This window comes from Pseudomonas sp. P105, from assembly GCF_032614175.1.
GTDB classification, from domain to species: domain Bacteria; phylum Pseudomonadota; class Gammaproteobacteria; order Pseudomonadales; family Pseudomonadaceae; genus Aquipseudomonas; species Aquipseudomonas rhizophila.
Genome location: NZ_CP126693.1, coordinates 3,011,749 through 3,034,840, shown reverse-complemented (window position 1 = coordinate 3,034,840; position 23,092 = coordinate 3,011,749). Strand labels below are relative to the sequence as shown.

General features: G+C 59.8%; 18 protein-coding genes. 7 read left to right on the top strand and 11 right to left on the bottom strand.

Annotated elements, in window-relative coordinates; genetic code table 11:
• Positions 1–38 precede the first annotated feature (38 nt).
• From QOM08_RS13695 to QOM08_RS13640, 11 genes are all read right to left on the bottom strand, one after another.
• Positions 39–1,298: a TIGR02270 family protein gene (locus tag QOM08_RS13695; RefSeq protein ID WP_316913187.1), complete on the bottom strand. Its 1,260-nt coding sequence runs from the start codon at positions 1,296–1,298 to the stop codon at positions 39–41.
• Positions 1,299–1,368: 70 nt separating this feature from the next.
• Positions 1,369–2,280 carry a hypothetical protein gene (locus QOM08_RS13690; protein WP_316913186.1) on the bottom strand — a complete coding sequence of 304 codons (912 nt, stop codon included), beginning with the start codon at positions 2,278–2,280 and terminating at the stop codon, positions 1,369–1,371.
• Positions 2,281–2,301: 21 nt separating this feature from the next.
• The gene (locus tag QOM08_RS13685; protein WP_316913185.1) at positions 2,302–3,315 is read right to left on the bottom strand and encodes a PAAR-like domain-containing protein; all 1,014 of its coding nucleotides are present in this window, start codon (positions 3,313–3,315) and stop codon (positions 2,302–2,304) included.
• Positions 3,315–4,355 carry a hypothetical protein gene (locus QOM08_RS13680; RefSeq protein ID WP_316913233.1) on the bottom strand — a complete coding sequence of 347 codons (1,041 nt, stop codon included), beginning with the start codon at positions 4,353–4,355 and terminating at the stop codon, positions 3,315–3,317. The genes QOM08_RS13685 and QOM08_RS13680 overlap by 1 nt, the downstream gene beginning before the upstream one ends.
• Positions 4,352–5,464 carry a DUF2169 domain-containing protein gene (locus tag QOM08_RS13675; protein ID WP_316913184.1) on the bottom strand — a complete coding sequence of 371 codons (1,113 nt, stop codon included), beginning with the start codon at positions 5,462–5,464 and terminating at the stop codon, positions 4,352–4,354. The genes QOM08_RS13680 and QOM08_RS13675 overlap by 4 nt, the downstream gene beginning before the upstream one ends.
• A gap of 15 nt (positions 5,465–5,479) precedes the next feature.
• Positions 5,480–5,938, bottom strand: coding sequence for a DUF6484 domain-containing protein (locus QOM08_RS13670; RefSeq protein ID WP_316913183.1), 459 nt, complete (start codon positions 5,936–5,938; stop codon positions 5,480–5,482).
• Positions 5,939–5,954: 16 nt separating this feature from the next.
• A complete protein-coding gene (locus QOM08_RS13665; protein WP_316913182.1) occupies positions 5,955–8,180 on the bottom strand; it encodes a type VI secretion system Vgr family protein in 2,226 nt (741 codons plus the stop codon).
• A 228-nt stretch (positions 8,181–8,408) separates the two neighbouring features.
• Complete coding sequence (locus QOM08_RS13660) at positions 8,409–9,557, bottom strand: alpha/beta hydrolase (protein ID WP_316913232.1); 1,149 nt, start codon at positions 9,555–9,557, stop codon at positions 8,409–8,411.
• Between the two features lie 353 nt (positions 9,558–9,910).
• Entirely contained in the window at positions 9,911–11,239 is a 1,329-nt protein-coding gene (locus QOM08_RS13655) for an OprD family porin (protein ID WP_052915291.1), read from the bottom strand.
• A gap of 205 nt (positions 11,240–11,444) precedes the next feature.
• A complete protein-coding gene (locus QOM08_RS13650; protein WP_107322488.1) occupies positions 11,445–12,872 on the bottom strand; it encodes a mechanosensitive ion channel family protein in 1,428 nt (475 codons plus the stop codon).
• 612 nt (positions 12,873–13,484) lie between these two features.
• The gene (locus QOM08_RS13640) at positions 13,485–15,728 is read right to left on the bottom strand and encodes a TonB-dependent receptor (protein WP_316913181.1); all 2,244 of its coding nucleotides are present in this window, start codon (positions 15,726–15,728) and stop codon (positions 13,485–13,487) included.
• A 433-nt stretch (positions 15,729–16,161) separates the two neighbouring features.
• On the opposite strand from QOM08_RS13640, the gene QOM08_RS13635 reads away from it, so the two are divergent.
• From QOM08_RS13635 to QOM08_RS13605, 7 genes are all read left to right on the top strand, one after another.
• Positions 16,162–17,013, top strand: coding sequence for a putative selenate ABC transporter substrate-binding protein (locus QOM08_RS13635; protein ID WP_107322490.1), 852 nt, complete (start codon positions 16,162–16,164; stop codon positions 17,011–17,013).
• Positions 17,010–17,807, top strand: a complete 798-nt coding sequence (locus QOM08_RS13630) for a phosphonate ABC transporter ATP-binding protein (protein ID WP_107322491.1) — start codon at positions 17,010–17,012, stop codon at positions 17,805–17,807. The genes QOM08_RS13635 and QOM08_RS13630 overlap by 4 nt, the downstream gene beginning before the upstream one ends.
• Entirely contained in the window at positions 17,801–18,628 is an 828-nt protein-coding gene (locus QOM08_RS13625; RefSeq protein ID WP_047226488.1) for a PhnE/PtxC family ABC transporter permease, read from the top strand. Before QOM08_RS13630 ends, QOM08_RS13625 begins: the two co-directional genes overlap by 7 nt.
• Positions 18,625–19,392 carry a phosphonate ABC transporter, permease protein PhnE gene (gene phnE, locus QOM08_RS13620; protein WP_316913180.1) on the top strand — a complete coding sequence of 256 codons (768 nt, stop codon included), beginning with the start codon at positions 18,625–18,627 and terminating at the stop codon, positions 19,390–19,392. Before QOM08_RS13625 ends, phnE begins: the two co-directional genes overlap by 4 nt.
• A 198-nt stretch (positions 19,393–19,590) precedes the next feature.
• Complete coding sequence (locus QOM08_RS13615) at positions 19,591–20,970, top strand: UDP-glucose/GDP-mannose dehydrogenase family protein (RefSeq protein ID WP_316913179.1); 1,380 nt, start codon at positions 19,591–19,593, stop codon at positions 20,968–20,970.
• 173 nt (positions 20,971–21,143) lie between these two features.
• A complete protein-coding gene (locus tag QOM08_RS13610; protein ID WP_047226491.1) occupies positions 21,144–21,851 on the top strand; it encodes an HPP family protein in 708 nt (235 codons plus the stop codon).
• Positions 21,852–21,985: 134 nt separating this feature from the next.
• Positions 21,986–23,092, top strand: coding sequence for an enoyl-CoA hydratase/isomerase family protein (locus tag QOM08_RS13605; RefSeq protein WP_316913178.1), 1,107 nt, complete (start codon positions 21,986–21,988; stop codon positions 23,090–23,092).

The following is a 23,092-nucleotide window of genomic DNA, read 5'->3' as shown; positions in this document are numbered from 1 at the left end:
GGAGCCTGATTTGCGTTTGAGCTATATAACCACCCTGATCAACGCCCGAACACCCCCGTCCTCCCCAACAACTGCTGTTGCCGCCAGGCCGGTGCGCTGGTGGGGAAAAGCACTTCGTTCGGTCGAAAACGGGCGACACCGCAGGCGGCAGCGATGCGCTGGCGTTGCTGGCCGTGGGCAAGGGCCTGCCGAAAACTGGCTTCGCTCTGCATTTGTCCCAGCACATAACCGACGCCTGCCTGGAAATTACCGCCATGGGCCTGCCACCAAGCGGTGATGAGCTGCGGGTCGGGCCAGGGTAGATTTTCGTCGGGGTCCATCGCCACGTTGGTGTCTTGCGGGTCATCGTTCGGGCCGGCGTCGAAATCGGGCAGGTCCCGCAACTCCAGATCAAGCAACGCCAGGTCAGCGCCGGTGATCAGGCTGAAGGCTTCACCGGCGACCCGGGCATAGGGCAGGTCGCTCATTTGCTGAATCAACCACGGTACACAGACCGGATCGCCCAGCAGCCCAAGGGCCTGGATGCCGATGCGCCGATCCCTGGGATCCTGTACTAACTGGCGTATCCAGGCGATGCTGGGCTCGCGTTCCTGCCAGGCCAGCAATACGCAGAGCGCGCGATACTGGAACTGGCCCGGTTGCCCGGCGAATTGTCGCAATGGCTCCAGGGCTTGCGCGTCGCCCATCTGTACGGTGGCCCAGTTGGTCCAGAAGCGCGTGGCGGCATCTTCATGCTGGCGGTGGGTACGAATCGTCGGTAGCAGGTCACGCCGGCGCAGCTCGCCCGCCGTGCGGGCGGCACGTGCCAGCACGCTTGGGTCGGCATCGGAAAGTACGGCCAGCAGGGCGGGGCCTGGATCGTGGCGATGCATGCCGCAGGCCGCGAGGCCGAGGCGGCGGAACAGGGGCTCGGGGGAGGCGAGCATCCGTTCGATCCAGGGCGATACCCGTTCCCAGTCAAGCCAACCCAAAGCCATCAGGTAACCGCGTTCCGTTTCCAAGGTACTGCGCAAATGCTCGCTGAGCCGCGACAGCACTTTGGCGTTGGCCGCCTCGAAAGCCAGTACCACGCAGACGAACATCTCGCCGATAGCATGTGGCCCGAGCTGGGTCAGTAGTGTTTCCAGACCGCCAGGGGCGGCGATTCGCAAGCCGTCGAGGTGGGCGTCGAGGCGGTTATCGAGTTTGTCGAGGTGGTCGATATCGTAGTGCGGGGCGCGCAGGGCATAGTCGCGCAGGACGGCAAGGAAGCTGGCTTCTTCGGCGTGTTGGTCCAGAACAACGGAAGTGACTAGCATGTTGAATGTTACGCCTCTAGCGGTTCTTCTACAGGAAACTTCGAATGACTTGGCGTGCCCTTGGCACGCATCACTTCATTATCGTTTGCCATTGATCATCGCGGATTAACCCAATCGTTCTGTCAGCAAAGGACCACACCCCTTCGGTGCTGCTTCGAAGCACTGTGAATTGAAGGTCTACTTCTTCTATATCCAAGGCAATCAAAGTCTGTCCGACGACTTTGTCCACACCGGCCAAATGTGCTGCATATATTTCATTGTTATAGGCCGCAATCCCCCAGTAGCTTCTTCTCGTGTCAATCGGCTGAACAATGGACCATTGATCTGCGACGCCGATCAGTACAGTCCCATTCTTGCCTGCAATGGCACAGTGACCCTTGTCCAGCCGACAGATACTGGTAAGACTTGCGTTGGTTGGTAGATCAAGGACGGTCCAGTTTGTACCGTCGAAATGCGCAGCGTAACCATCGGAAGTTACAGCGACAATGTCGCTGCGACTGCTTCCGGCGATATCCTCAATTGTCACATCCTGATAGCCCACGCTTAACTTCGGCAGCGTTTCGAACTTGTCGCCGAACAAGCGATAGACCTGGCCGACCGATCCTGCGCAGATCACATCATCACCTAGGATACGAATTCTGCGCAGTGGCCCGATATTACCGACGGCAGCGTTTGCGTAAGCCTTTCGCGAGGCTTTGAGCTCCTCTCTTGTGGTTGGCGATTTCCAGTCGAAACGCACGACTGAGCCATTCTCTCCCAGGACGTAAGCAGAGCCGTCAATAGCGGCATCAACCGAGAGAATAGCTTCTGCAGACAATCCGAACTCAAGCCAGACATCCTGCTTTCTAACGCCGACCCTATTCTTTGGGTTGTCATAATCGTCGCCAATGGTACAGGTAGCGATGATGATACCCGCGACCGGACTAACGCCCTCCTGAATAAAGGCCCCTTCAATAAACTCCGCATCTGATATTCCGTTCATCTTCATTAGATCCCGTGCTTGTTAATCGTCCAGTACTATGGCGGGTGGCGGCTGTTTCGCTCTGGGCAGCGGATCGTTGGGTTTTATCGTCAATTCCATCTTCTGGTGACCATTCTCCAGCTGCTTTTGCAGGCACTCCTTGTTACATCCTGTGGCTCCGGGTGGAACATTGACTTTGCCAACCGCCGACTTCGCGCCTATCTCGCAACCGACGGCCAGGGTATAGGCCTTGCCTCGGTTGGCAGGATTAGCGAGCCAAGCATTTCTTTCGACGGTGTAATTGCACCCTACCTGTCCATGCTCGGTACGTAATGCATGGCTATGGCCTTCCACACAGAGACAGGGGGCCTTGTCCGATTCATAGTTCGTCGCTGCGTCGGCGGAGCCTCGGTTGACATGTGCGACGAATTCCTTGGATGGAAGCAGGTGGTGGCCTGTCATCGGTTTGCCATCCGCGCCGTCGCAACAACGGTTCGGGGTCTTCGGCATAAGCAGGCATTTACGGCTGCTACAACACTTGTCGCTTTTGTCTGTGGCACCCGAGCATTGGGTCTTAATATCGTTTGCCATTGGTTGGCAAGGGTGACCAGCGGTATCCATCGCAATTGCATCTTGATAAGGCCAAGGGCCGGTGTTGCTTGTCGATCCGTGGTTATGGGTGGTCAGGTCCATATTTCGCACGACGTTTTCAGCTTCAAACTTCACATTCATCGACCAGGCTGTGAAATAGACCTTCCCTTTGATCTTGCCGGTGATGATCCCCTTTTTTGGCGCATTTCCAGCTTCATCCCCATAACTGGTCTTGAAATAACTCTTATCCTTGAGCATGGCCTCCTTGCCACTGATCTTCACCGTTCGCGTGCCTCTGGTGGTGTCCTTGGCCAAGCCGGTATTGGGGTAGGGAATCGGCACCCCCAGCGGGGTGGGCGGGGCTTGGGGCGGGGTGAAGCAGACATCCGGAAAACAGGCGATCGACTTGCCGTCGGCCGCCTTGCAGGAAACCTCCATATTGTTGGCGTAGACCTCATTCGCCATTACGCAGCCCTCACAGTCTGGTAACTGAGCAGTGCGACGGCGCGTTCGCCGGCGTCGTTGCCGAGGTGGTAGAAGATATTCGGACCTTCGCCGTAGCCCTTGCGACTGGCGGCCAACGCCACGGCGAGCATGGCCGGGCCGATGGCGGCACCGACTTCGCCGATGCAGTCGGCCGGGTGCCAGAGATGGAAGAATTCCTTGCGCACGCGCAAGGTCCGGCTGAGGGCCAAGGAGGCTTCCTTGAAGTAGTACTGCTCGCCGGAGATGTCGGTGAGTCGATAATCCATTTGCTCCAACCCACAGCCGGCTTCGCTAAGGGCCGCCCGTACAGCTTGAGTCAGGCCTTCGGCGCGCAGGGGAATGTCTTCGGCCTCCACAGTGTCCTTCTCCACGCCGAACCCCAGGCCGATGCAGGCCAATTGCGGCTCTTCGCTGGCTACAGGGGCTGCCAGGACCACAGCGGCGGCGCCTTCGCCGGGGATAAATCCGTTGGAGTTCTGGCTGGTAAGCAGGCGTTCGCGTGCTTCGAAAGCGGCCAGTGTCGGTCCGTTCAAGAAGGAGTCGACGCCGACAATCAGTACGTGGCGATGGCCGCCCTGGTAGATCAGCGTACGCGCATTAAGCAGGGCCACGGCAGCGCTGACCCGTCCACGGGCGATGACGTTGGAACCGGGATGAAAGCGCAAGCCCAGTTCGGCTTCGATGGCGTGCAGCAGCCCCTTATCGAGACCATCGAGGCGGCCGGGGCGCTCGGTTTCCGCTACCCCCAGCAGCAACGGAGTCTTTTCCGGATCGACGTTGGGGGTACTTTGTAGCGCCTCGGCGACGGCGCGGGCGGCCATCTTGATCAGCTTGGTGCGGCCGCGCCAGGGTTGTTCCAGAGGTACGCTGGCGGCAATCAGCCATTCGCCACCTTGGTCAATGAAACGAGTTTCCTGAAAGTTGTCGATGGCGCAGCGGATCGCCGCGCAACTCGTCGGTGCACTGAGGCCGACAGCGCTGACCATGCCAGAGCCGATAATGCAAAGCGCGCTCATCAGTCCGTCTCCTCCGGCGCCTGCTTGGCTCTTACCAGGGAGGAGAGCGAAGGGTAGTAATCCTTGCCCAATTCACGGGCGCGCCACCAGCCCGTGGACATTGTGCCGACCAACACCTGGGCGATCTCGAACAGGTTGCGCCGTAGAGGACGGGAGACACGCCAGGTCATTTGCACCTGGAGCGCGTCTGTGTCGACCAGCAGGGTATCGATCACCGCGTGCACCGTCTCATGACCGCCTTTTTTCAGGAAGAAGGTCACCGGCACGTCCATTTCGGGGATGCGAAAGCCCGCGCGCTCCCGGGGCGTGAGGTTGAGCAGTAGCACATCCTCGCCGCCACGCACGTAAGGGATCTGCTGATCATCAGGGGCAGCCTGAAAGTAGCGGCTGTCGAAATCCTGCGGCAGAAACGGAAAGCGGTCGGCCAACCAGGCATCGTCGTAAGTACCGGCGAAGCGAGCGCGCTGCGGCCAACTGCGGCCGATGGGGCCAAGGGCCATCGGGCGGAAGTCGCCAGAGGGACTCTCGATCGGCTTGCCCAATTGCTCGGTGTTCGGCATCGGCATGCCGACAATGTCAGCACTACCCATGCTACGTGGGAACCAGCCACATCCGGTCGGATTGTCCGGGTAACAGTGACGCATTTCAGGGTCTTTCGCCATCGGATGGCTGCCGCCAAAAGCCTGGGCATAGGAGATGTCCTGCTCGGTAAAAGGCTGCGGTAAGCCGGGAGAAACGCCCAATAGCCCCGGTTGCCATTGTCGGGGACCGAGGACGGAAAAGGCCTTGCTCATCTGACCGATACGAATGCCCGCGGCCAACTGCGTCACGGGCCGTCCACCCGGGGCATAGGCCTTGCCGCGTACCAGTACATCGCAGAACGGCTTGATCGGGGCGAAGTCCATTTCCTGAAGCGGAGCGCTGAGGCCAGGCTCACCGAAGAAAGTATCGGCCATCAGCAGCGGCTGCTGAGTGTCGGCGAGGGTTGCCGGACGGCCGTCCAGCGGCAAATTGAAAGTGCCTTTGGCCACTATCACCAGGGATTCGCGGCCATCGGGCTCCAGGCCTTGGGTGTAGGCAGCAAGCAGTTTGCTGGCGTTGAGCAGCTCCATGAGTCGACTACCTGTCTAGTTGATCTGCACCGAACCGCCCTTGATACGGTTCACGCCGGATGACCGGCTCGAGAGGTAGGTCCCTCGAATCAGCACCTTGCCCTCACGCGTGAGGGTGATGCTCGCCTTGCCGCAGCGCAGGACGATTTCCCGCTCCGCGGTGAACTCCAGGCGCTCGCCGTCCAGCTGGGCGACGGCTGGCGTCGTGGTTTGCGGCAGACGCTGGATGCGACCAATCACCAGCGGCCGGGTCAGGTCGCCGGCCTCGAACATCAGCGCGACCTGGGCGCCGATGTCTTCACGGGCGAGTGGGGTGGTGGTGCGCGCGGCGAGGCCGATTTCGGCGGGGCAGCCAGGGAAGGCGACCACAGGAGCATCTGCACTGGGCACATCCAGCAGCACCCCAATCACAACACCATCCACGCGCGCGGGCGTGGCGGTGGAGGAAACGGTCAAATGATATTCAACGGTCATGGCGCCCACTCCGTGGCTAGTTCTGCAGAATCTTCTGGCCTTTGACGACAACGTTCTTGTTCGCCTTGATGTTGATGGCGCCGGAGCCGTCGATGGTGATGTTCTTGCCGCTGATCACAATGGTGCCGTCCTTCTTCATGGTGATGCTGGCCGCGCCCGTCGTCAGGCTGATCGAGTCGCCGGCGTTGAGGGAGAAGTGCTTGCCAACGTCCAGGCTGTCGTTTTGCTTGATGTCAGTGGTGCGGCTCTGGGCGACGTCACGGGATTCGTTCTGGCCGATCTGGGTACTCTGGTTGCCATTGATCTCGATCCCTTCGTTGCCTTTGACCGTTTCGTTGCGGTTGCCGCTGATGCCGATGGTCTCGTTACCGCCCACGTCCTCGGTGCGGTTGCTGACGATGGTGATGTTTTCGTTGGCACCGACCTTTTCCGTGCGGTCCGCGCCTATGGTGATGGTCTCGTTGTTGCCCACCTTTTCGGTGCGGTTGGCGCCGATGGTGATTTTCTCGTCGCTGCCCACATCTTCGGTACGGTTCACGCCGATGGAGATGGTTTCGTTGTTGCCGACGGTTTCCTTGCGGTCGACGCCGATTTTGATGGTTTCGTTGTTGTCCACGGTCTCAGTGCGGTCGTGTTTGACGTGCACGGTTTCGTCGTTGTCGACGGTCTTGCTGCGGTCGTGGCCGACCCAATGGGTCTCGTCGTTCTCGACCTCGATGTCCTGATTCTTCTCGGCGTGGATAAACAGTTGCTCCGCGCCTTTCTTGTCCTCCATGCGGATCTCATTGAAGTTGGCCTGTGAGCCGTCCTTGCTTGAACGACTTTTCACGCCACTCTGAGTGGCATTGGCTGGCAGCTTGTAGGGCACGGTCTGTTCGGCGTTGTAGACGCGACCGGTGATGATCGGCCGGTCAGGGTCGCCTTCGAGGAAGCTGACGATCACTTCCTGACCGATCCGTGGGATCTGCACGGCCCCCCAGTTTTTGCCAGCCCAGGCTTGGGACACGCGAATCCAGCAGGAGCTGTTTTCGTTGGATTGGTCATGGCGATCCCAGTGGAAATGCACCTTGACCCGGCCATACTGGTCGGTCCAGATCTCCTCGCCACTGGGGCCAACCACCACGGCGGTCTGCGGCCCACGGACAATGGGCATGGGCGTCAGAGGGAGAGGGCGGAAGGCCTGGCCGGCATCCATGCAGTCCAGCTCGCTGACGAACTGCTCGGCCAGATCTGACTGTCCGCTTTCATAGACTTCCTGACGAATCTGATAGCGCGCGACCACCACCAGGTATTCGCGATTCTGGTCCGCACGGTCGTAACCCGTCAGTGTGAACAAATGACCGGAACCCAGCCCGCGAGCGCGGCCACGCAACTGCACGCGTTCGAACTGGCTGTGAATGGCTTCGATGCGGGTGCGTGCGTAGTGATCGCCATCGTTGCTCTGCAGGTATTCACCGGGGTAGTCATACAGCGGGTGGTCACCGTTGCTGTGGTTACGTACCACGCTGGAGCGCACCTCAAGGCTGGCGCGCGGGCGCAGGAAGTCATAGTCGTTCAGCGCCAGCGAACCCGGCTGGACTTCCCGCGCCAGTTGCCAGTCGTAGAAATGATCGCGTTCGCGCATTTGCCGATCGGGCGGATAGAAGGGTACCGAGTCGTAGTCCGCTGGCGTGGAGTGAGCACCATAGGCGTCGGCCAGCACCAGAACATGACGCTCCTTTTCATGGCGGAAGTAGTAATAGATGCCTTCCTGCTCCATCAGCCGGCTGACGAAATCGAAGCTGCTTTCGCGGTACTGAACGCAATATTCCCACTCACGGTAGCTGGCGCTGAGGCTGTCTTCAAAATCAGAGAAACCGAGGTCGCGAAACACCTGCTTAATGATGTCCGGCACGGTCTTGTTCTGGAAAATCCGACAGTCCGAGGTCCGCGTGAGTAGCCAGAACCATGGCCGCAAACTGACGCGGTAACCCGCGAACTGGCCGTGACCGGTCAGTTGCCGGCAGCTGCTGATAATGCCGTGGAAATAGCGTTTGCCTCCGCTGTACAACTCCAGGGTCAAACCCATCGGCTTGCCCAGCAATTGATCGAACTTGATCGCCCGGTCTTCGGAGGTAAGGTCCAATTCGTAGTGAAACAACCGCCCCAACTCTTCGCTGCCATCCATGCTCTGCAACAACAGGACATCGCCACCGAGAGGACTGTCGACCTGTACCAGACGGTTGTTTTGGGTGATTGCCATCTACGGCTTCCTTGGCTCGTGTTCGGGCATCCGTTCGCCGTAAGGAAGGCAGCGGCGTATCAGGAATACCGGCCAATGACGGCCCCTCAGATGTTCAAGATAGGTGACCGGTGGTCGCTGACTTAGGTTATTTGGTTATAGTTTTATTCTAGAACCGCACCAACAGTGATGAGCACCAGCAACTAGGCTCCAGACAGGAGGAGGGGCCCGACGGCAAGGGGCGGGCGATTATCGTGTGTTTGCCACAGTGGAATGTTCTTGAGCCCCGGCCTCCAGCACCTGCACCATCACCTCGGATTGCCAGGCGAAGTACGGATTGTAGGTCAACCGTGCATGGACTTTGCCGGGCTCACGATAACCCCAGTCCGAATACCAGACAGGGCCACCTGCCTGGCATTGTTGGTAAGCCGTGTCGCTCTGGCCGTTCCAGCACAGACGCTGGTTACCCTGGCGACCATATTGCGGATTATCGGGGGAGAACAGCACGCCCATATGGGAAAACTGACTGATCTGCTCGGCCGGCAACTGGTCGCTGCGCACCAACAGGCGCGGACTTTGTAATTCGTTGGCGAGGTTGCCATACCAGATCATCCGCGACCCCGGGTTGGGGAAACGCCGATTGAAGGCGTCCCGTACAAACTCCACATCCACCACCGAGTCATGGGCCGCACTGACCACCAGCACCGGGCGGTCGAACGCCTGCGATGCCAGCTTGCTGCGCACGGCCGTACTGCTCAGGTAAAACTGGGCGAAGCCATTGGTTGGCACGTTCTGGTAGCGCAGCGACGTCTGCTGCGGGGCCGCGCTGGTCGGCTGCCGTAGCCACGGTTTGACCTTCGCCAGCCATGGCAGCACCCAATCAAACCCAACATTGGACTTGAACGCCGGGGAAAACAGCAGCAGCCCAGCGATCGACTGATCGTCCATGGCGTACGCCACAACCAGGTTGGCACCGGTGGAGAAACCACCCAGGTAAACGTGGCCGACATCCTTGCGTAGCAGCGCCACCTGTTGTTCCACGGTTCGACGCCAATCATTGATGTCAACGTCGAGCATATCGGCCGGCCGAGTGCCGTGGCCGGGCAGCAGCACGGTGCGTACCCGATATCCCTGGCTGGCCAGTTGTGTCGCGACATCTACGAATGAGCCGGGCGAATCGCCAAGGCCGTGAACCAGAAGAACGCCTCTACCATTCGGCTGCGCGGGTACCCATTCACGGGGAGCGTTCCACGCCAGCTCCAAGGTGTGGTCGGGATTCTGAAACTGCCGATTACGCTCAATCTGCGCCAGGGTCTGCAGGCGGTAGTCGCCGAAGCTGACCGGCGCCGGCTGGGCGACCTCAACCGGAGCGCGCGCGCAGCCGGCAAGGCCGATCATCAAGAGCGCGTAGAGTGCTTTCATTGGGGTTTCCATATGTTCATGTTGATGTCCTATCGAGAGCGATAGATGTACCACGTGGGTCGCAGTGCACAAAACCCGGAAGAGTTACTTTAGGTGGGGGGAGCTGACGTCAGGGTGACGGGTGGCTGACAGGGATGCGAGTAAATGCGCTCTGCAGTAGTTTGTCCTCGGTCAACCACTTTACAAGGGCTCGACCCAGGACAACCTCAACCCCGTGGCGATCCACTGATAGCGACAAATACGCAGGGCTGAAAATTGAGTCTGGGCAAGGCTGTTCCAAGCGGATCGCATGTCTGTTGAGATCCGTCGTTTCTGCAACGGCTGAGGAATCACAGCAGTTTGAAGTTGTACTCAAGGACAAAGTAAATGCGGTCGATGTCCGGCCCGCCTTGTGCTTCGTTCGCCCGATGAGAAACGTGGGTGAAATGCACTAAAAGATCTTTCGCCGGCCCGGACTGGACGGTGTAGCTTAGATCGATGTCGCGCTCCCAGTGCTTCCCGCCTTTGCCTTGCTGAGGGACATACTCCTGTTCGCCAGGATCAAAAGGGAAGTAAGCCCCTCCTTGCGGCGCATGAGTACCGTCGATATCACGTCCAGTCACATACCGTGACATGAACTTGAGCCCAGGCAATCCCATGGATGCGAAATCCAGGTCGTAGCGGGCTTGGTAGGAACGCTCATGGGGGCCATTGAAATCGGCGAACTTGATGGAGTTGGCTAGGTATATGGAGTCACCCCCTACGAAATCGAAAGGCGTGTCACCACGATTTTTTTGGACCGCCAGGGTAAAGGCTTGGTTGCCAATATTGTGTTTGGCAGAAAGGCTATAAGCTGTTGTGTTGATGCCTCCCGCAACTGAGCGCCCGTAGTCAATCGTATGGTAGATGTTGAAATCTACAAACGTATCCCAGCGACGGACATACGCGTTCGCGTAATACTGTCTCCAAGTGTCTGTTAGCTGGGATGAGTACAGCCTGGCGCCTAGGTTCTTGTTGGATGTGAAGTCAGCCCCAACGAAGCTGATTGAGCCCATATCGGTGTTAACGCCATACCCGGAAAAATCCCCTTTAGAAGAGGAGGAGTCCTGGTTTTTGAATGCCGTGAATTTGCCACCGACCAAGTGTATGCCAGTAAGCTCGTCACTTTCTAAGAGCCATCCCGTTGCGTATTCGGGTTGCAGACGTTTGTCGGAGGTGTCGAAGACTGGGGTTTCTACTTCCATCTCGCCGAACTTGATAGAGGTCTGCGAGAGGCGAGTCTTGATCACGCCGCCGCCGTCGCTGAAGTTTTGTGCGGACTCTCCATCACTGTCGACAGGTAAAAGCCCGGTTCCTGAGTGTCCCTTACCGCCATCGAGTTTTTGCCCGACAAAAGCATGCACATCCACACCAAAACCAAATGTTCCGGGCGTGAAGCCTGACTCAAACGTCGTGATGAAGCCCTGTGCCCATTCTCGCTGGTAATTTTTCGTGGCGTTTTCAGAGCGGTTATCATTGTTCAAGAAGAAATTTCGGCTGATAACGTTGAGCGTTGCATCCCCTAGAAAGTCCGAGGTTCTGGGCTCTGTCGAGTCTGCTGCCATAACCTTTCCAACACACAACAGGCAGCAGCAAAGCACCGTGTTCTTCATGGTGTACTTGTGCTGAACGTGGGCCATAACAATGTCCTTGAAACAATGGGAATGCGCCAGCGCATTACACGAAGGGTCAGCACCACCTCCTTTGGATAAACAGGTATGCGCAGAGGGTTTCATTCTTGGTTGCAGGGCCGTGGCTTGCGAGTTAAATGTTGTTAATTCCACTCACCTAAGGCGATAGACACCCTCTCGGGAGCAGTCAGCAGTGCCGAGGCCGGTGCGCAGTTCAACGCTTCTGCAACCACCCAAGCAAACCTCCTTTTTTGATCGGCGCTGGTTTGGCCATCAACGTCAGTTGGCTGTTCTGTTGCCGCACCGCTTGCAGCTTGTTCAATGCCTGGCCGACTTCGCTGCGTTGCTCCATGCAACTGCGTGTCAGAGACTTGTCGATGCGGTAAATGATGCAGGAGGTCAGTGTGGTGAAAGTGGCCTGGGACGGTGTGTCGGCGAGGATGCTCTGTTCGCCCATGACTTCGCTCGGCCCCATGCGACCTACTTCAGTTTGCTGGGTGTCGTCGGGCACTGTGGCGCTGACCACTCCGGTGGCAATCACGAACAGATTGTCAGGCACTTCACCCAGTTCCAGCACCACTTGTCCCGCCGCGTATTGCTGCGGAGTCATGGCCAGAGCCAACCGATCGCGTTCGTCCTCGCCCAGGGAGCGGAAGATTTTTACCTCGTCCAGCAACGCTCGCGCTCGGGTAGTGGGTTCAACCGCACCATCGAGTTGCCGGGAAATACCAGCCGCTTCCAAGTGCCGATGGGCCAGGTCGAACAACTGATTGCGCACTTCACTTTTTCTGCCCAGCTCGGCGATAAAACCGCTGGCCACGTATTCGGACATGTTTTCACCGGCCTCCTTGAGCAGAGCTTTAGGTGCAGGGGAGAGGAGCAGGCTGCTGCTACCTTGCAAGGTGCGATCCAGTGCGTCTAACACCCGACGCGGACGGATGTGGTTGGGCACCTGAATGCTAATGGATACGCCATGCATGTTGCTCGGTCGGCTCAGGTTGACGATCTTCGCCTTGGCCGCCACCGAGTTCGGTACCACCGCAGTACTGCCGGCGCTGGTGAGCAGGTGGGTGGCACGCCAGTCGATGTCCAGCACCTTGCCTTCGGTGCCGTCGATCATGATCCAGTCATCCACCTGATAGGGTTTGGTGGTGTTGAGCACAATGCCGGAAAACACGTCGCTCAACGTGCTTTGCAACGCCAGCCCGACGACGATCGCCACGACTCCGGAGGTCGCCAGCAAGCCTTTGACTGGCAGCTCCAGCACATAACCAGCCGCGGCAACAATCGCGATCAAAAATACCAGCGCACCTATGACATCCTGCAGCAACCGCCCACTGTGACCAATGCGTCGTATCAGCACCAGACCGATGATTTCCGTGAGCACCCGCGCGGCATATAGCCACCAGAGAATCCCAAGGGCCGTTGCCCCCAGTTGCACAGCGCGATCACCGGCAAACACGGGAGCCTGCAGCGGGCTGACGTCGGCATTGATGATGATCGCACTGAAGATCAGGAACAGGCCCAGACGCAACCCGATCCGGGTGACGCGGTGCTTGAACGGCGCGAGATGCCAGATCAGCGCATCGATCACCAGCAGCAGGGCACTCCACGACAAGGGATGACCGTAGATAATGGGCATGTGATCTCCGGGTAAAAAAAGGTGGGTAGCGCGCGCTCCCTTGAATCAAGGTTTGGCAGCACCGTGAATACAGATTAATAGGGGGCCTAAAAAGGAAAAAGCAGCTATAAAGCGTCTAACTGTCAACCTAGTCGTGACAATGAAACCATTGGAAGAGCGCCTCGGTGTGCGGCTGCAGCAGGCTGATCGGGATCGATGCGAATGCGCACAGGCAGGCGCTGGACAATCTTCGTGAAGTTGCTAGTGCAGTGGGAGACACAGACTATGTGGTGGAAAGAGATTCTGGTTTTCAAGTCTGAGGGACCGGTGGCCGAAGCCGGCGGCAAGCTCGAAGGCTTTGGAGGCAGGGAGCATAGGTCGTTGATTTCGGAGGATTCTGGTAATTCGTGGCAAAGTCCTGTTTTAGGGTGCAGGTGACACTATGAGTAAACACCTTTATACATCGCGTTTAACATAATATACATTACACGTAACAACGTATGTCGCTACTAGCCGGACTATCCAGCAGATTTTCCACCAGACGCTTCCCCTCACCATCACCCACAAGCATCACTGAAAACCAATTCACCGCGCACCAATCCTTTGGTGAGCATCATCACAGCAACCACCAAACTACCAGCGCGTGCGCAACGTCATACCCATGCTGCGCGGGTCGCCGGTAAGCACTCCGTAATCACCCGCGCCAAGCCGAGGGTAAACGGCAGTGATGTAGTTCTTGTCGAACAGATTGCGCGCCCACAGTTCGGCTTCCCAACGCCTGTTGCTGCGGCGCAGTCCAAGACGCAGGTTGGTCAGCCCATAGGATGGCTGGTAGCTGCCCTGGCCACCTTCGAGCGTGCCGTAGTAACCGCTGCGGAATTTGTAGTCCAGGGCGCTGAACAGCTCCAGGCCACGCTCCAGTGGGTAGCGATAGTCGATTCCGGCGTTGGCGTTCCACTCTGGAGCGTTGAACACGCGTTGACCTCCCAAGTCGCACGACCACTGCGCGCTGGTTGGCGAGCACGGCGCGTTGGGGAAATCCCGGTAGCGTGCGTCACTCCAGGCGATCCCCAGCCTCAGGTCAACCCGTTCGCTGGCACGTAGCTGCGCGTCCAGTTCGATCCCGCGCAGGCGCACTTTGCCGACATTGATCAGGTTGTCGCGGATCGGCGGCGAGAACTGATTCACCGGCGCACGGTTGGTCAATGCCTGGTAGTCGTCGACATCGGCCTGGTACACAGCCAGATCGAGCACACCTCGTTCGTTCCAGAAGCTGCGCTTGAGACCCACCTCGACCGAAGTGACCCGCTCCGCATCGAATGTCGATGAGACATTAGGGCCGATTACGTCGAGATTGATTCCGCCAGCCTTGTAACCGCGTGACCAACTGGCATAGCCGAGCAGGTCATCGGCAAACTGGTAGCTGAACGTCAATTGTCCGGAAAGGTTGCTCTCCTCGATCGCATCACGTCGGTAGTACTCGCCGCCGAGTGCGACGCTGCGCAGCAACGGGCCCGCCAACTGCGAGATCAGGTCTGGTCCCAGTGGCGCCAACCCCGAAACGCTGCGCGACAACCAGCCCTGCTTGCGCTCGCGGGTGTAACGCAGCCCTGGCGTGATCGCCAGGCGGTCCGTGGCATGCCAGGTGAGTTGACCGAACACGGCGCGGCTGTCGGTGCGCTGCTGACCGTCGAAGTCCTGCTGCGCGCCATCGAGCAATGACGGGGCAATCATTCCGGGCGTAATGCCCAGCCAGTCGATTTCCGGGCGATCCCCCAGAAAATAAGCGGCCGCGTCCTCGCCGAAACGCACGCCCACCTCGCGGTTCAACTTCTGCCGCAAATAATAAAGGCCCACCACGTAGTCGAAGTGTTCGTTGGGCGAATCGGCCAGGCGCAACTCCTGGCTGAATTGATGGTGATCGAGCTTCACGGCGGCGTTTTCGGCCACCGACAGCGGCATACCATCGCCGTCCTGGTCCGCATCATAGGTCCAGTCGCGGTAACCGCTGATGCTGGTCAGCGTGGCGCCGCTGTCGAGCAGCCAGTTCAACTCCAACGTAGTGCCGGTCTGCAGCGTCTTCACCGTGTTGGGTTCGTCTTGCTGCACGCGACGCGCATAAGGATCTATCGGCAGTTGGCGGTAGCCAACGAAGGCGGCTCGATCGATGCTCGTCTGGCTGTAGTTGCTGGCCGCAAAGACATTGCCCTGCTCGTCCTGCCAACCATATTCACCGATCAGTCGCGCGCTGAATGTTTCGCTCGGCGTCCACAGCAACTGTCCCCGCAGGCCCTGGCGGTTCTGGTCACCCAGGTGGCTGCCGTCGTAAGTGTTCTCTATGAGCCCGTCGCGCTCTACGTCGTAGCCGGTCAGGCGCCCTGCCAACACCCCATCGATCAGCGCGCCTGAAACCGTGCCGCGATACTGACGCAGGCCATCACTGCCGACCGAGACCTCGCCATTGCCTTGCGGCTCGAAGGTGGGCGCGCGGCTGCTGATGTTGATCGCACCTGCCGTGGTGTTTTTGCCATATAGGGTGCCCTGCGGCCCCCGCAACACCTCGACCCGCTCGATATCGACCAAGTCGACCAGCGACATGCCCTGGCGCCCGAGGTAAACCCCATCGAGAAACACCCCGACACTGCCGTCCAGACCATCGTTGTAGGAGCTCGAACCGAGTCCGCGAATACCGTAGCTGGCGTAACGCGCACTGGGCACGGCTACCAACAGACTCGGTACGCGCTGCTGCAGGTCCTCGGTACGGTAGATGCCGGCATCGTTCAATTGCTCGCCATTGAGCACGTTCATGGCAATCGGCACGGCCTGCACGCGCTCCTCGCGGTGGCGGGCAGTGACCTTCACCTCGTCGAGTACCAAGACCGAAGGCCGGCCAGGCTCCGCCTGTTCAGCACCAGGATCCTGATCATCGGCCTGGGCCCCACTCAGATAGAACCAACATACAACATGAAGCAGGCATCCATAGCGCACTCGGGGCTCGATCATCCTGGACACAGCAAACCTCTGATAGCGAACTGACATATAGCCGCTGCGAGGCTACATCATTCAGACTATGGAAAAAATCGTAAACGCTCGGGACAATCCAGTCCCAGGGGGCGGTAACAGCCAAGAACTGTTTGCATCGCGTGTTCGAGCTTGTAGGATCCGCGCATTGTGACTGGATGGCCGAGATTCACCAGGGCCAAAAACGACCGTTATCACATTCATTCGTCTACCCTCACAAAGCGCCATGCGGTTGTTCGCGAGTGCCTGGCGCTTCAATATTCCTGCGTTAACGTACCGGAGATTTTCCATGCTCAAGCGTTCCCTGGCATTGGCCGTCGGCTTGACCCTGTCTTTCAGCGCCTTGCTGGCCCAGGCCGCCGACACCCTGAAAGTCAGCGCGATTCCCGATGAAGCCCCTACCGAACTGCTGCGCAAGTTCAAGCCCTTGGGCGCTTATCTGGAACAACAGACCGGCATGAAAGTCGAGTTCATTCCCGTAAGCGACTACCCGGCGGTGGTCGAGGCGCTGGCGACCGACCGCATCGACCTGGCCTGGCTGGGTGGTTTCACGTTCGTGCAAGCACGCTTGAAAACCGGTAATGCGATCCCGCTGGTGCAGCGCGAGCAGGACGCCCAATTCACCAGTAAATTCATCACCGCCGACCCTGCGGTCAAATCCCTCGCCGACCTCAAGGGCAAGACCTTTGCATTCGGTTCAGTGTCTTCCACCTCTGGCAGCCTGATGCCGCGATATTTCATGCTCCAGGACGGCATCAAGCCGGAAAGCTACTTCAGCCGCGTAGGTTACTCGGGCGCCCATGACGCCACCGTCGCCTGGGTCCAGGCCGGCAAAGTGGATGCTGGGGTACTGAACGCCAGCGTCTGGGAAAAACTGGTCGCCGCCGGCAAGGTCGACACCGCCAAGGTCAAGGTGTTTGCCACCACCCCGGCCTACTTCGACTACAACTGGACGGTGCGCGGAACGCTCGATCCGGCGCTGGCAGCCAAGATCAAGGCAGCCTTCCTGGCACTCGACCCGGCAAATCCGAAGGACAAGGAAATCCTCGATCTGCAGGCTGCCAGCCGCTTCATCGAAACCAAGCCTGAGAACTACAAGGGCATCGAGGAAGCCGCACGCGCCGCCGAATTGCTCAAATGACATTACATCTGACCCAGGTCAGCCTTACCCACGCCAACGGTGTCCAGGCGCTACGTGGCGTGGAGCTGCACATCGGTGCCGGCGAACAGGTCGCCATCATCGGTCCGTCCGGTGCAGGTAAATCGAGCCTGCTCAATCTGCTGGGCACGGCCCTGCGACCGGGTCAGGGCGAAATGCAGGTGCTCGGTGAAACGGCCTGGCAGTTGTCTGCCCGCGAGCGTCAACGCTTGCGCGCGCGCATCGGCTTGATCCACCAAGCGCCGCCCCTGCCACCGCGCCAGCGCGTAATCACTGCGGTGCTGGCCGGCAAACTGGGTCAGTGGGGCATGGGCAAGAGCCTGCTGAACCTGCTGCACCCGCTGGATGTTCCCGGCGCACGGGCGGCATTGGCCAGGCTGGATCTGAGCGACAAACTGTTCGCGCAATGCCAGCAACTCTCCGGCGGGCAGTTACAACGCGTTGGCATTGCCCGGGTGCTGTATCAGGCACCCGAGGTGTTGTTGGCCGATGAACCTGTTTCGGCCATGGACCCGGTGCTGGCCGAGCACACCCTTTCAGTGCTCTGTCGCCATGCCCGGGAGCACAACGTCACCCTGGTCGCCAGCCTGCATGCGGTGGACCTGGCCCTGGCGCACTTTTCGCGGATCATCGGCCTGCGTGACGGACAGATCCTGTTCGATCTGCCGACCGATGCCGTCGACCGTGAGCGGCTCGACAAACTCTACGCCAATGAGCAGTTGATACCCTCGCCTCCACCGCCCTCCCCCTTGAGTGTGCAAATCCCGCGATGCTGACACGCGATACCCGAGACCCCGCCAGCGGCCCTCGCCTGCTGCTCTGCCTGTTGGCGCTTGTCCTGCTGTGGCCGGGCATCCACTTCAGCGAGCTGGACCTTGGCGTGCTGGTGACGAGTGACAGTCAAAGCGAGATGGGCCGGTTTGTCTCGGCCTTCTGGCCACCGGCCCATGGCGAAGCGTTCATTGAGCTGCTATTGCAAGCCACCTTGCAGACCTTGGCCATTGCCACGGCAGGCATGGCTTTGGCATTGCTGTTCGCCGTTCCCGCCAGCCTGCTGGCCAGCCGTGCGCTTTCGCTGTCTGCGGCCTCCCGGGGTGGCCAACCGGGCTATTGGGGGCAACTGCTGCGCTGGCCGGTACGCGGTCTGCTGATCTTCCTGCGCAGCGTGCCGGAAATCGTCTGGGCCCTGCTCTTCGTTCGCGCCGTCGGCCTTGGTCCGACTGCCGGGGTATTGGCCATCGCCATTACCTACAGCGGCATGTTGGGCAAGGTCTACGCGGAAATCTACGAGTCGGTCGACCAGCGTCCGGCACATGCACTGTTGCAGGCTGGCAGCGGCCGACTGACAGCCTTCTGCTACGGGATCCTGCCCAATGTCGCAGCGGAGCTGCTGTCCTACACGGTGTACCGCTGGGAGTGCGCCATTCGCGCCTCGGTGGTGATGGGCTTCGTCGGTGCCGGTGGCCTGGGCCAACAAATGGACCTGTCGTTGCGCATGTTCGCCGGCGGTGAAGTGGCCAGCATGCTGTTGACGTTCCTCGTCCTGGTCCTGCTGGCCGATCAACTCAGTCGCCTGCTGCGCTGGAGGCTGGCATGAACCGCCTGTTCAACGCGATATTGCTCTTGTGCATTGGTGCAGCCGTCGTCGCCTCGTTCGCCTATCTGGGCATCGACCTCGGCCAACTTGGCGACGGCGACAACCTGAACCGGATGGGCGCTTATGCCGAGCGTTTCCTCAGCCCGGACCTGAGCCTGAGCCATCTGAAAGCAATCGGCCACGGTGCCCTGGAAACCATCGCCATGTCCGCCCTTGGCACCCTGCTCGCCGCGGTGTTCGGCCTGGTCCTGGCCCTGCCCGCCGCCGGGCGCTTCGGTTGGCCGATGCAAAGCACCTCGCGCCTGGTACTCAACGCCTTGCGCGCGGTTCCTGAACTGGTGTGGGCGGCGCTGATGGTCTTGGCTGCTGGGCTGGGCCCCAATGCCGGCACCCTGGCATTGGCGCTGCACACCACCGGCGTGCTCGGCCGGCTGTTCGCCGAAGCGCTGGAAAACACCCCACCCGAACCGGCCGAAGCCATTCGCCTGCAAGGCGGCAATGCCGTGTGGGCGTTCTGTTACGGCACCCTGCCCAACCTGATGCCGCAGCTGTTGGCCTACATCCTGTACCGCTGGGAAAACAACATCCGCATGGCCAGCGTGCTGGGCTTCGTCGGCGCCGGCGGATTGGGGCAAATGCTCTATGTCAGCCTCAGCCTGTTCCAGGAGGCGCAGGCCAGCACGGTGATTCTGGCGATGCTGCTGCTGGTCCTCGCGGTCGACTCGCTGAGCAGTTGGAGTCGTCAACGCTGGGTCAAGGCCTGAAAGCTGCCGCGTAGCGGCGAGTTTGACACCACATATTCAGACCAGGGTGGCTCCCCTCCCTTGCCCACGGGTTGACCGCAACCGCTGCAGCCTGTCAGCGAACTGAAATATCCCCGACTTATTCTGCTGATGCGCGCATTGCGGCGATGTGCGGGTTGTACGTGCCTGCCCGTTCGGAAGTCATCCAGGGAGTCCGCCATGAAAATCAGTGTATTCGGTAGTGGTTACGTGGGATTGGTGCAAGCGGCGGTGTTGGCCGAGGTGGGCCATGACGTGGTGTGCATGGACATAGACGAACAGAAAGTCGAAAGCTTGCGCCAGGGCCAGGTGAGTATTTTCGAACCCGGTCTGGCCGCGCTGGTGCGTGAGGGCCTGGAGGCCGGACGCCTGCATTTCACCCACGATGACCAGCTTGCCGTGCAGCACGGCCAGGTGCTGTTCATCGCCGTGGGTACGCCTTCCAGGGAAGATGGCTCGGCCGATTTGAGTCAGGTCCTGGCCGTTGGTGAGGCGGTGGCTCGTTACCGCGAACAACCAGTCCTTGTCGTGGAGAAATCCACTGTACCGGTGGGCACCGGCGACGCCCTGCGGGCGCACATCGACAAATGCCTGCTCAAGGCCGGCCGTTTGTTGCAGTTCGATATCGTGTCCAACCCCGAGTTTCTCAAGGAAGGCTCGGCGGTGGCCGATTGTCGCCGTCCGGATCGCATCGTGATCGGCTGCGAACGCGATGAAGTGCGCGACACCATGCGCGACTTGTACGCGCCCTTCAATCGCAACCACGACCGGATCCTGTTCATGGACCTGCGCAGCGCCGAGCTGACCAAGTACGCAGCCAACGGGATGCTGGCGACGAAGATCAGCTTCATCAACCAGATCGCGGAGCTGGCGGAACACCTGGGCGCTGACATCGAAGCCGTGCGCCTGGGCATCGGCGCGGACTCGCGCATCGGTTATCACTTCATTTACCCGGGCTGCGGCTACGGTGGCTCGTGTTTTCCCAAGGACATGCGCGCGCTGATCCACACGGCCGAGCAAGCCCACTGCTCCAGCGATCTGTTGCAAGCGGTGGAAACCATCAACCAACGGCAGAAGCACAAGCTGTTCGAACGCATCCAGGCGTTCTACAAAGGCGATTTGCGCGGTAAAACCTTCGCGGTGTGGGGCTTGGCCTTCAAGCCCAACACCGACGACATGCGCGACGCACCGAGTCGTACCCTGCTGGAGGCGTTGTGGGGTGCCGGTGCCAGTGTCCGCGCCTTTGACCCCGAGGCCATGCAGCAGACCCAGCAGCTGTATCCCGACGAATCGAAGCTGATGTTGATGGGCACGCCGGAATCGGTTTTGCCGGGGGCCGATGCACTGGTGATCTGCACTGAATGGCAACCGTTCAAGGCGCCGGATTTCGATCTGATCCAGCAACGGCTCAAGGCTGCGGTGATTTTCGATGGCCGCAACCTGTATGATCCGGACCGCATGGCAGACAAGGGCTTTACCTATTTCCCCATAGGGCGCGGGCAATCGTGCAACCTGCCTATCGCTCAGCAAACCTGGTTTCAAGCGTCCAGAAGCGCATGATTTTCTTTACTTCAAAATAAGTGCACTCAAACAGCATTAATATGAATTTGTAAGCAGGGGCCGCGAACGGCACACTGTACATCGTTCCTCCCCCAACTGTTGGAACACTTAAAGGGCTTTCAGGGATTCTCCCGTAAGCCCCTTTTTTTGTTCGTTTTTTGGATTTTCGCTTAATGCTTTCTCGCTGGTTCCCCGCTGCTATCAATACCCGCCCCACCGAATGGAGCCGGGCCGCCATCGGTATGGCCCTGGGTACGATGTTCAGTGTCTGGCTGTGTGGCCAGTTTTTTGGCCTTGAGGTGGCGCAACACTTGATTGGCCCACTCGGCGCCTCGGCCGTGCTGTTGTTTGCCGTCTCCTCAGGCGCCCTCGCCCAGCCCTGGTCGATCTTCGGCGGTTACTTGTGCGCCTCGGTGGTGGCATTGCTGGTGGCCCATGTCCTGGGCCGTACCCTGGGGAGCGCCTGTCTGGCGGCCGGCATGGCGCTGGTGTTGATGTGCTGGCTGCGTTGCCTGCACCCTCCGGCGGGTGCCCTGGCGGCGACGATGGTATTGGCCGATCCGTCGATCATCGCCCTGGACTGGCAGGCCGTCGGTGCCGCGATGCTGGCCGGTTCCACCTTGCTATTGAGTGCATTGGCCTATAACAACCTGACGCGCGTGCGCTATCCCAAGCGCGCCAGCGAGCCGACGCCGGTCATTCCCGCCGACCATTCGCCCGTCGACCGTCAGGCCATTACGGCTGAGGACTTGAAGCTCGCTCTTGAGCAAATGGAAGCATTCTTTGACGTAACTCCCGAAGATCTCGAGCAATTGATCCACGCCAGCGAACGCAATGCCAGGCGTCGCAGCATCACGGAAGTCCTCTCGGGTCGCGGCTGAGCCTGAGGCTGCTATAAATATGCAGACAGGACCTGCACGTATCCCGGTTGTGCAAGGCAAATTTGCACTGGTACGATCCTGACCGGGTACGCGCGACACAATTCATAAAGAACAATAAAAGCAGGGAGTTAGCGATGACAGCTCAGGTTTCATCACAAGCCTCGGGACCCATTGGAGCCGTGGCTCATGAAGTGCTGGTCGAAGTACGCAACCATATCGGCCACTTGACCCTGAACCGCCCCGCCGGCCTCAATGCCCTGGCGCTGGAAATGGTGCGCAGCTTGCAGCAACAGCTCGATACCTGGGCTATGGACCCACAGATCCGCGCCGTGGTACTGCGTGGTGCCGGCGAGAAAGCGTTTTGCGCCGGCGGCGATATCCGCTCGCTGTACGACAGCCACAAGCAGGGCGACAACCTGCACCAAGACTTTTTCGTCGAGGAATACGCCCTCGACCTGACGATTCATCACTACCGCAAACCCATCCTCGCCTTGATGGACGGTTTCGTCCTGGGCGGCGGCATGGGCTTGGCGCAAGGTGCCGACCTGCGGGTGGTGACCGAACGCAGCCGCCTGGGCATGCCGGAAGTCGCCATCGGTTATTTCCCCGACGTCGGGGGCAGCTATTTCCTGCCGCGCATTTCTGGCGAACTGGGCATCTACCTGGGAGTCAGTGGCGTACAGATCCGTGCTGCCGACGCGCTGTATTGCGGGCTGGCCGACTGGTATCTGGACAGCGACAAGCTCGATCGGCTCGATGAACGTCTCGACCGCCTGGAATGGCACGACACGCCCCTCAAGGACCTACAAGGCCTGCTGGCGAAACTCGGCATGCAGCAGTTGCCTGCCCCGCCTCTGGCCGACCTGCGCCCGGCCATCGATCACTTCTTTGCCCTTGCGGACGTGCCAAGCATGGTCGAGCAGTTGCGTCAGGTCACCGTCGCCAACAGCCATGAGTGGGCGCTGAAAACCGCCGACCTGCTGGAGACCCGCTCGCCCCTGGCCATGGCCGTAACCCTGGAAATGCTGCGTCGCGGCCGGCATTTGAGCCTGGAAGACTGTTTTGCCCTGGAACTGCACCTGGACCGTCAATGGTTCGAGCGCGGCGACCTGATCGAAGGCGTGCGCGCCTTGCTCATCGACAAAGACAAGAACCCGCAGTGGAACCCGCCGACCCTGGAGGCGCTGGACAAGCGCCACGTGGCGAGTTTCTTCGACGGCTTCGACGACCACGGGAACTGA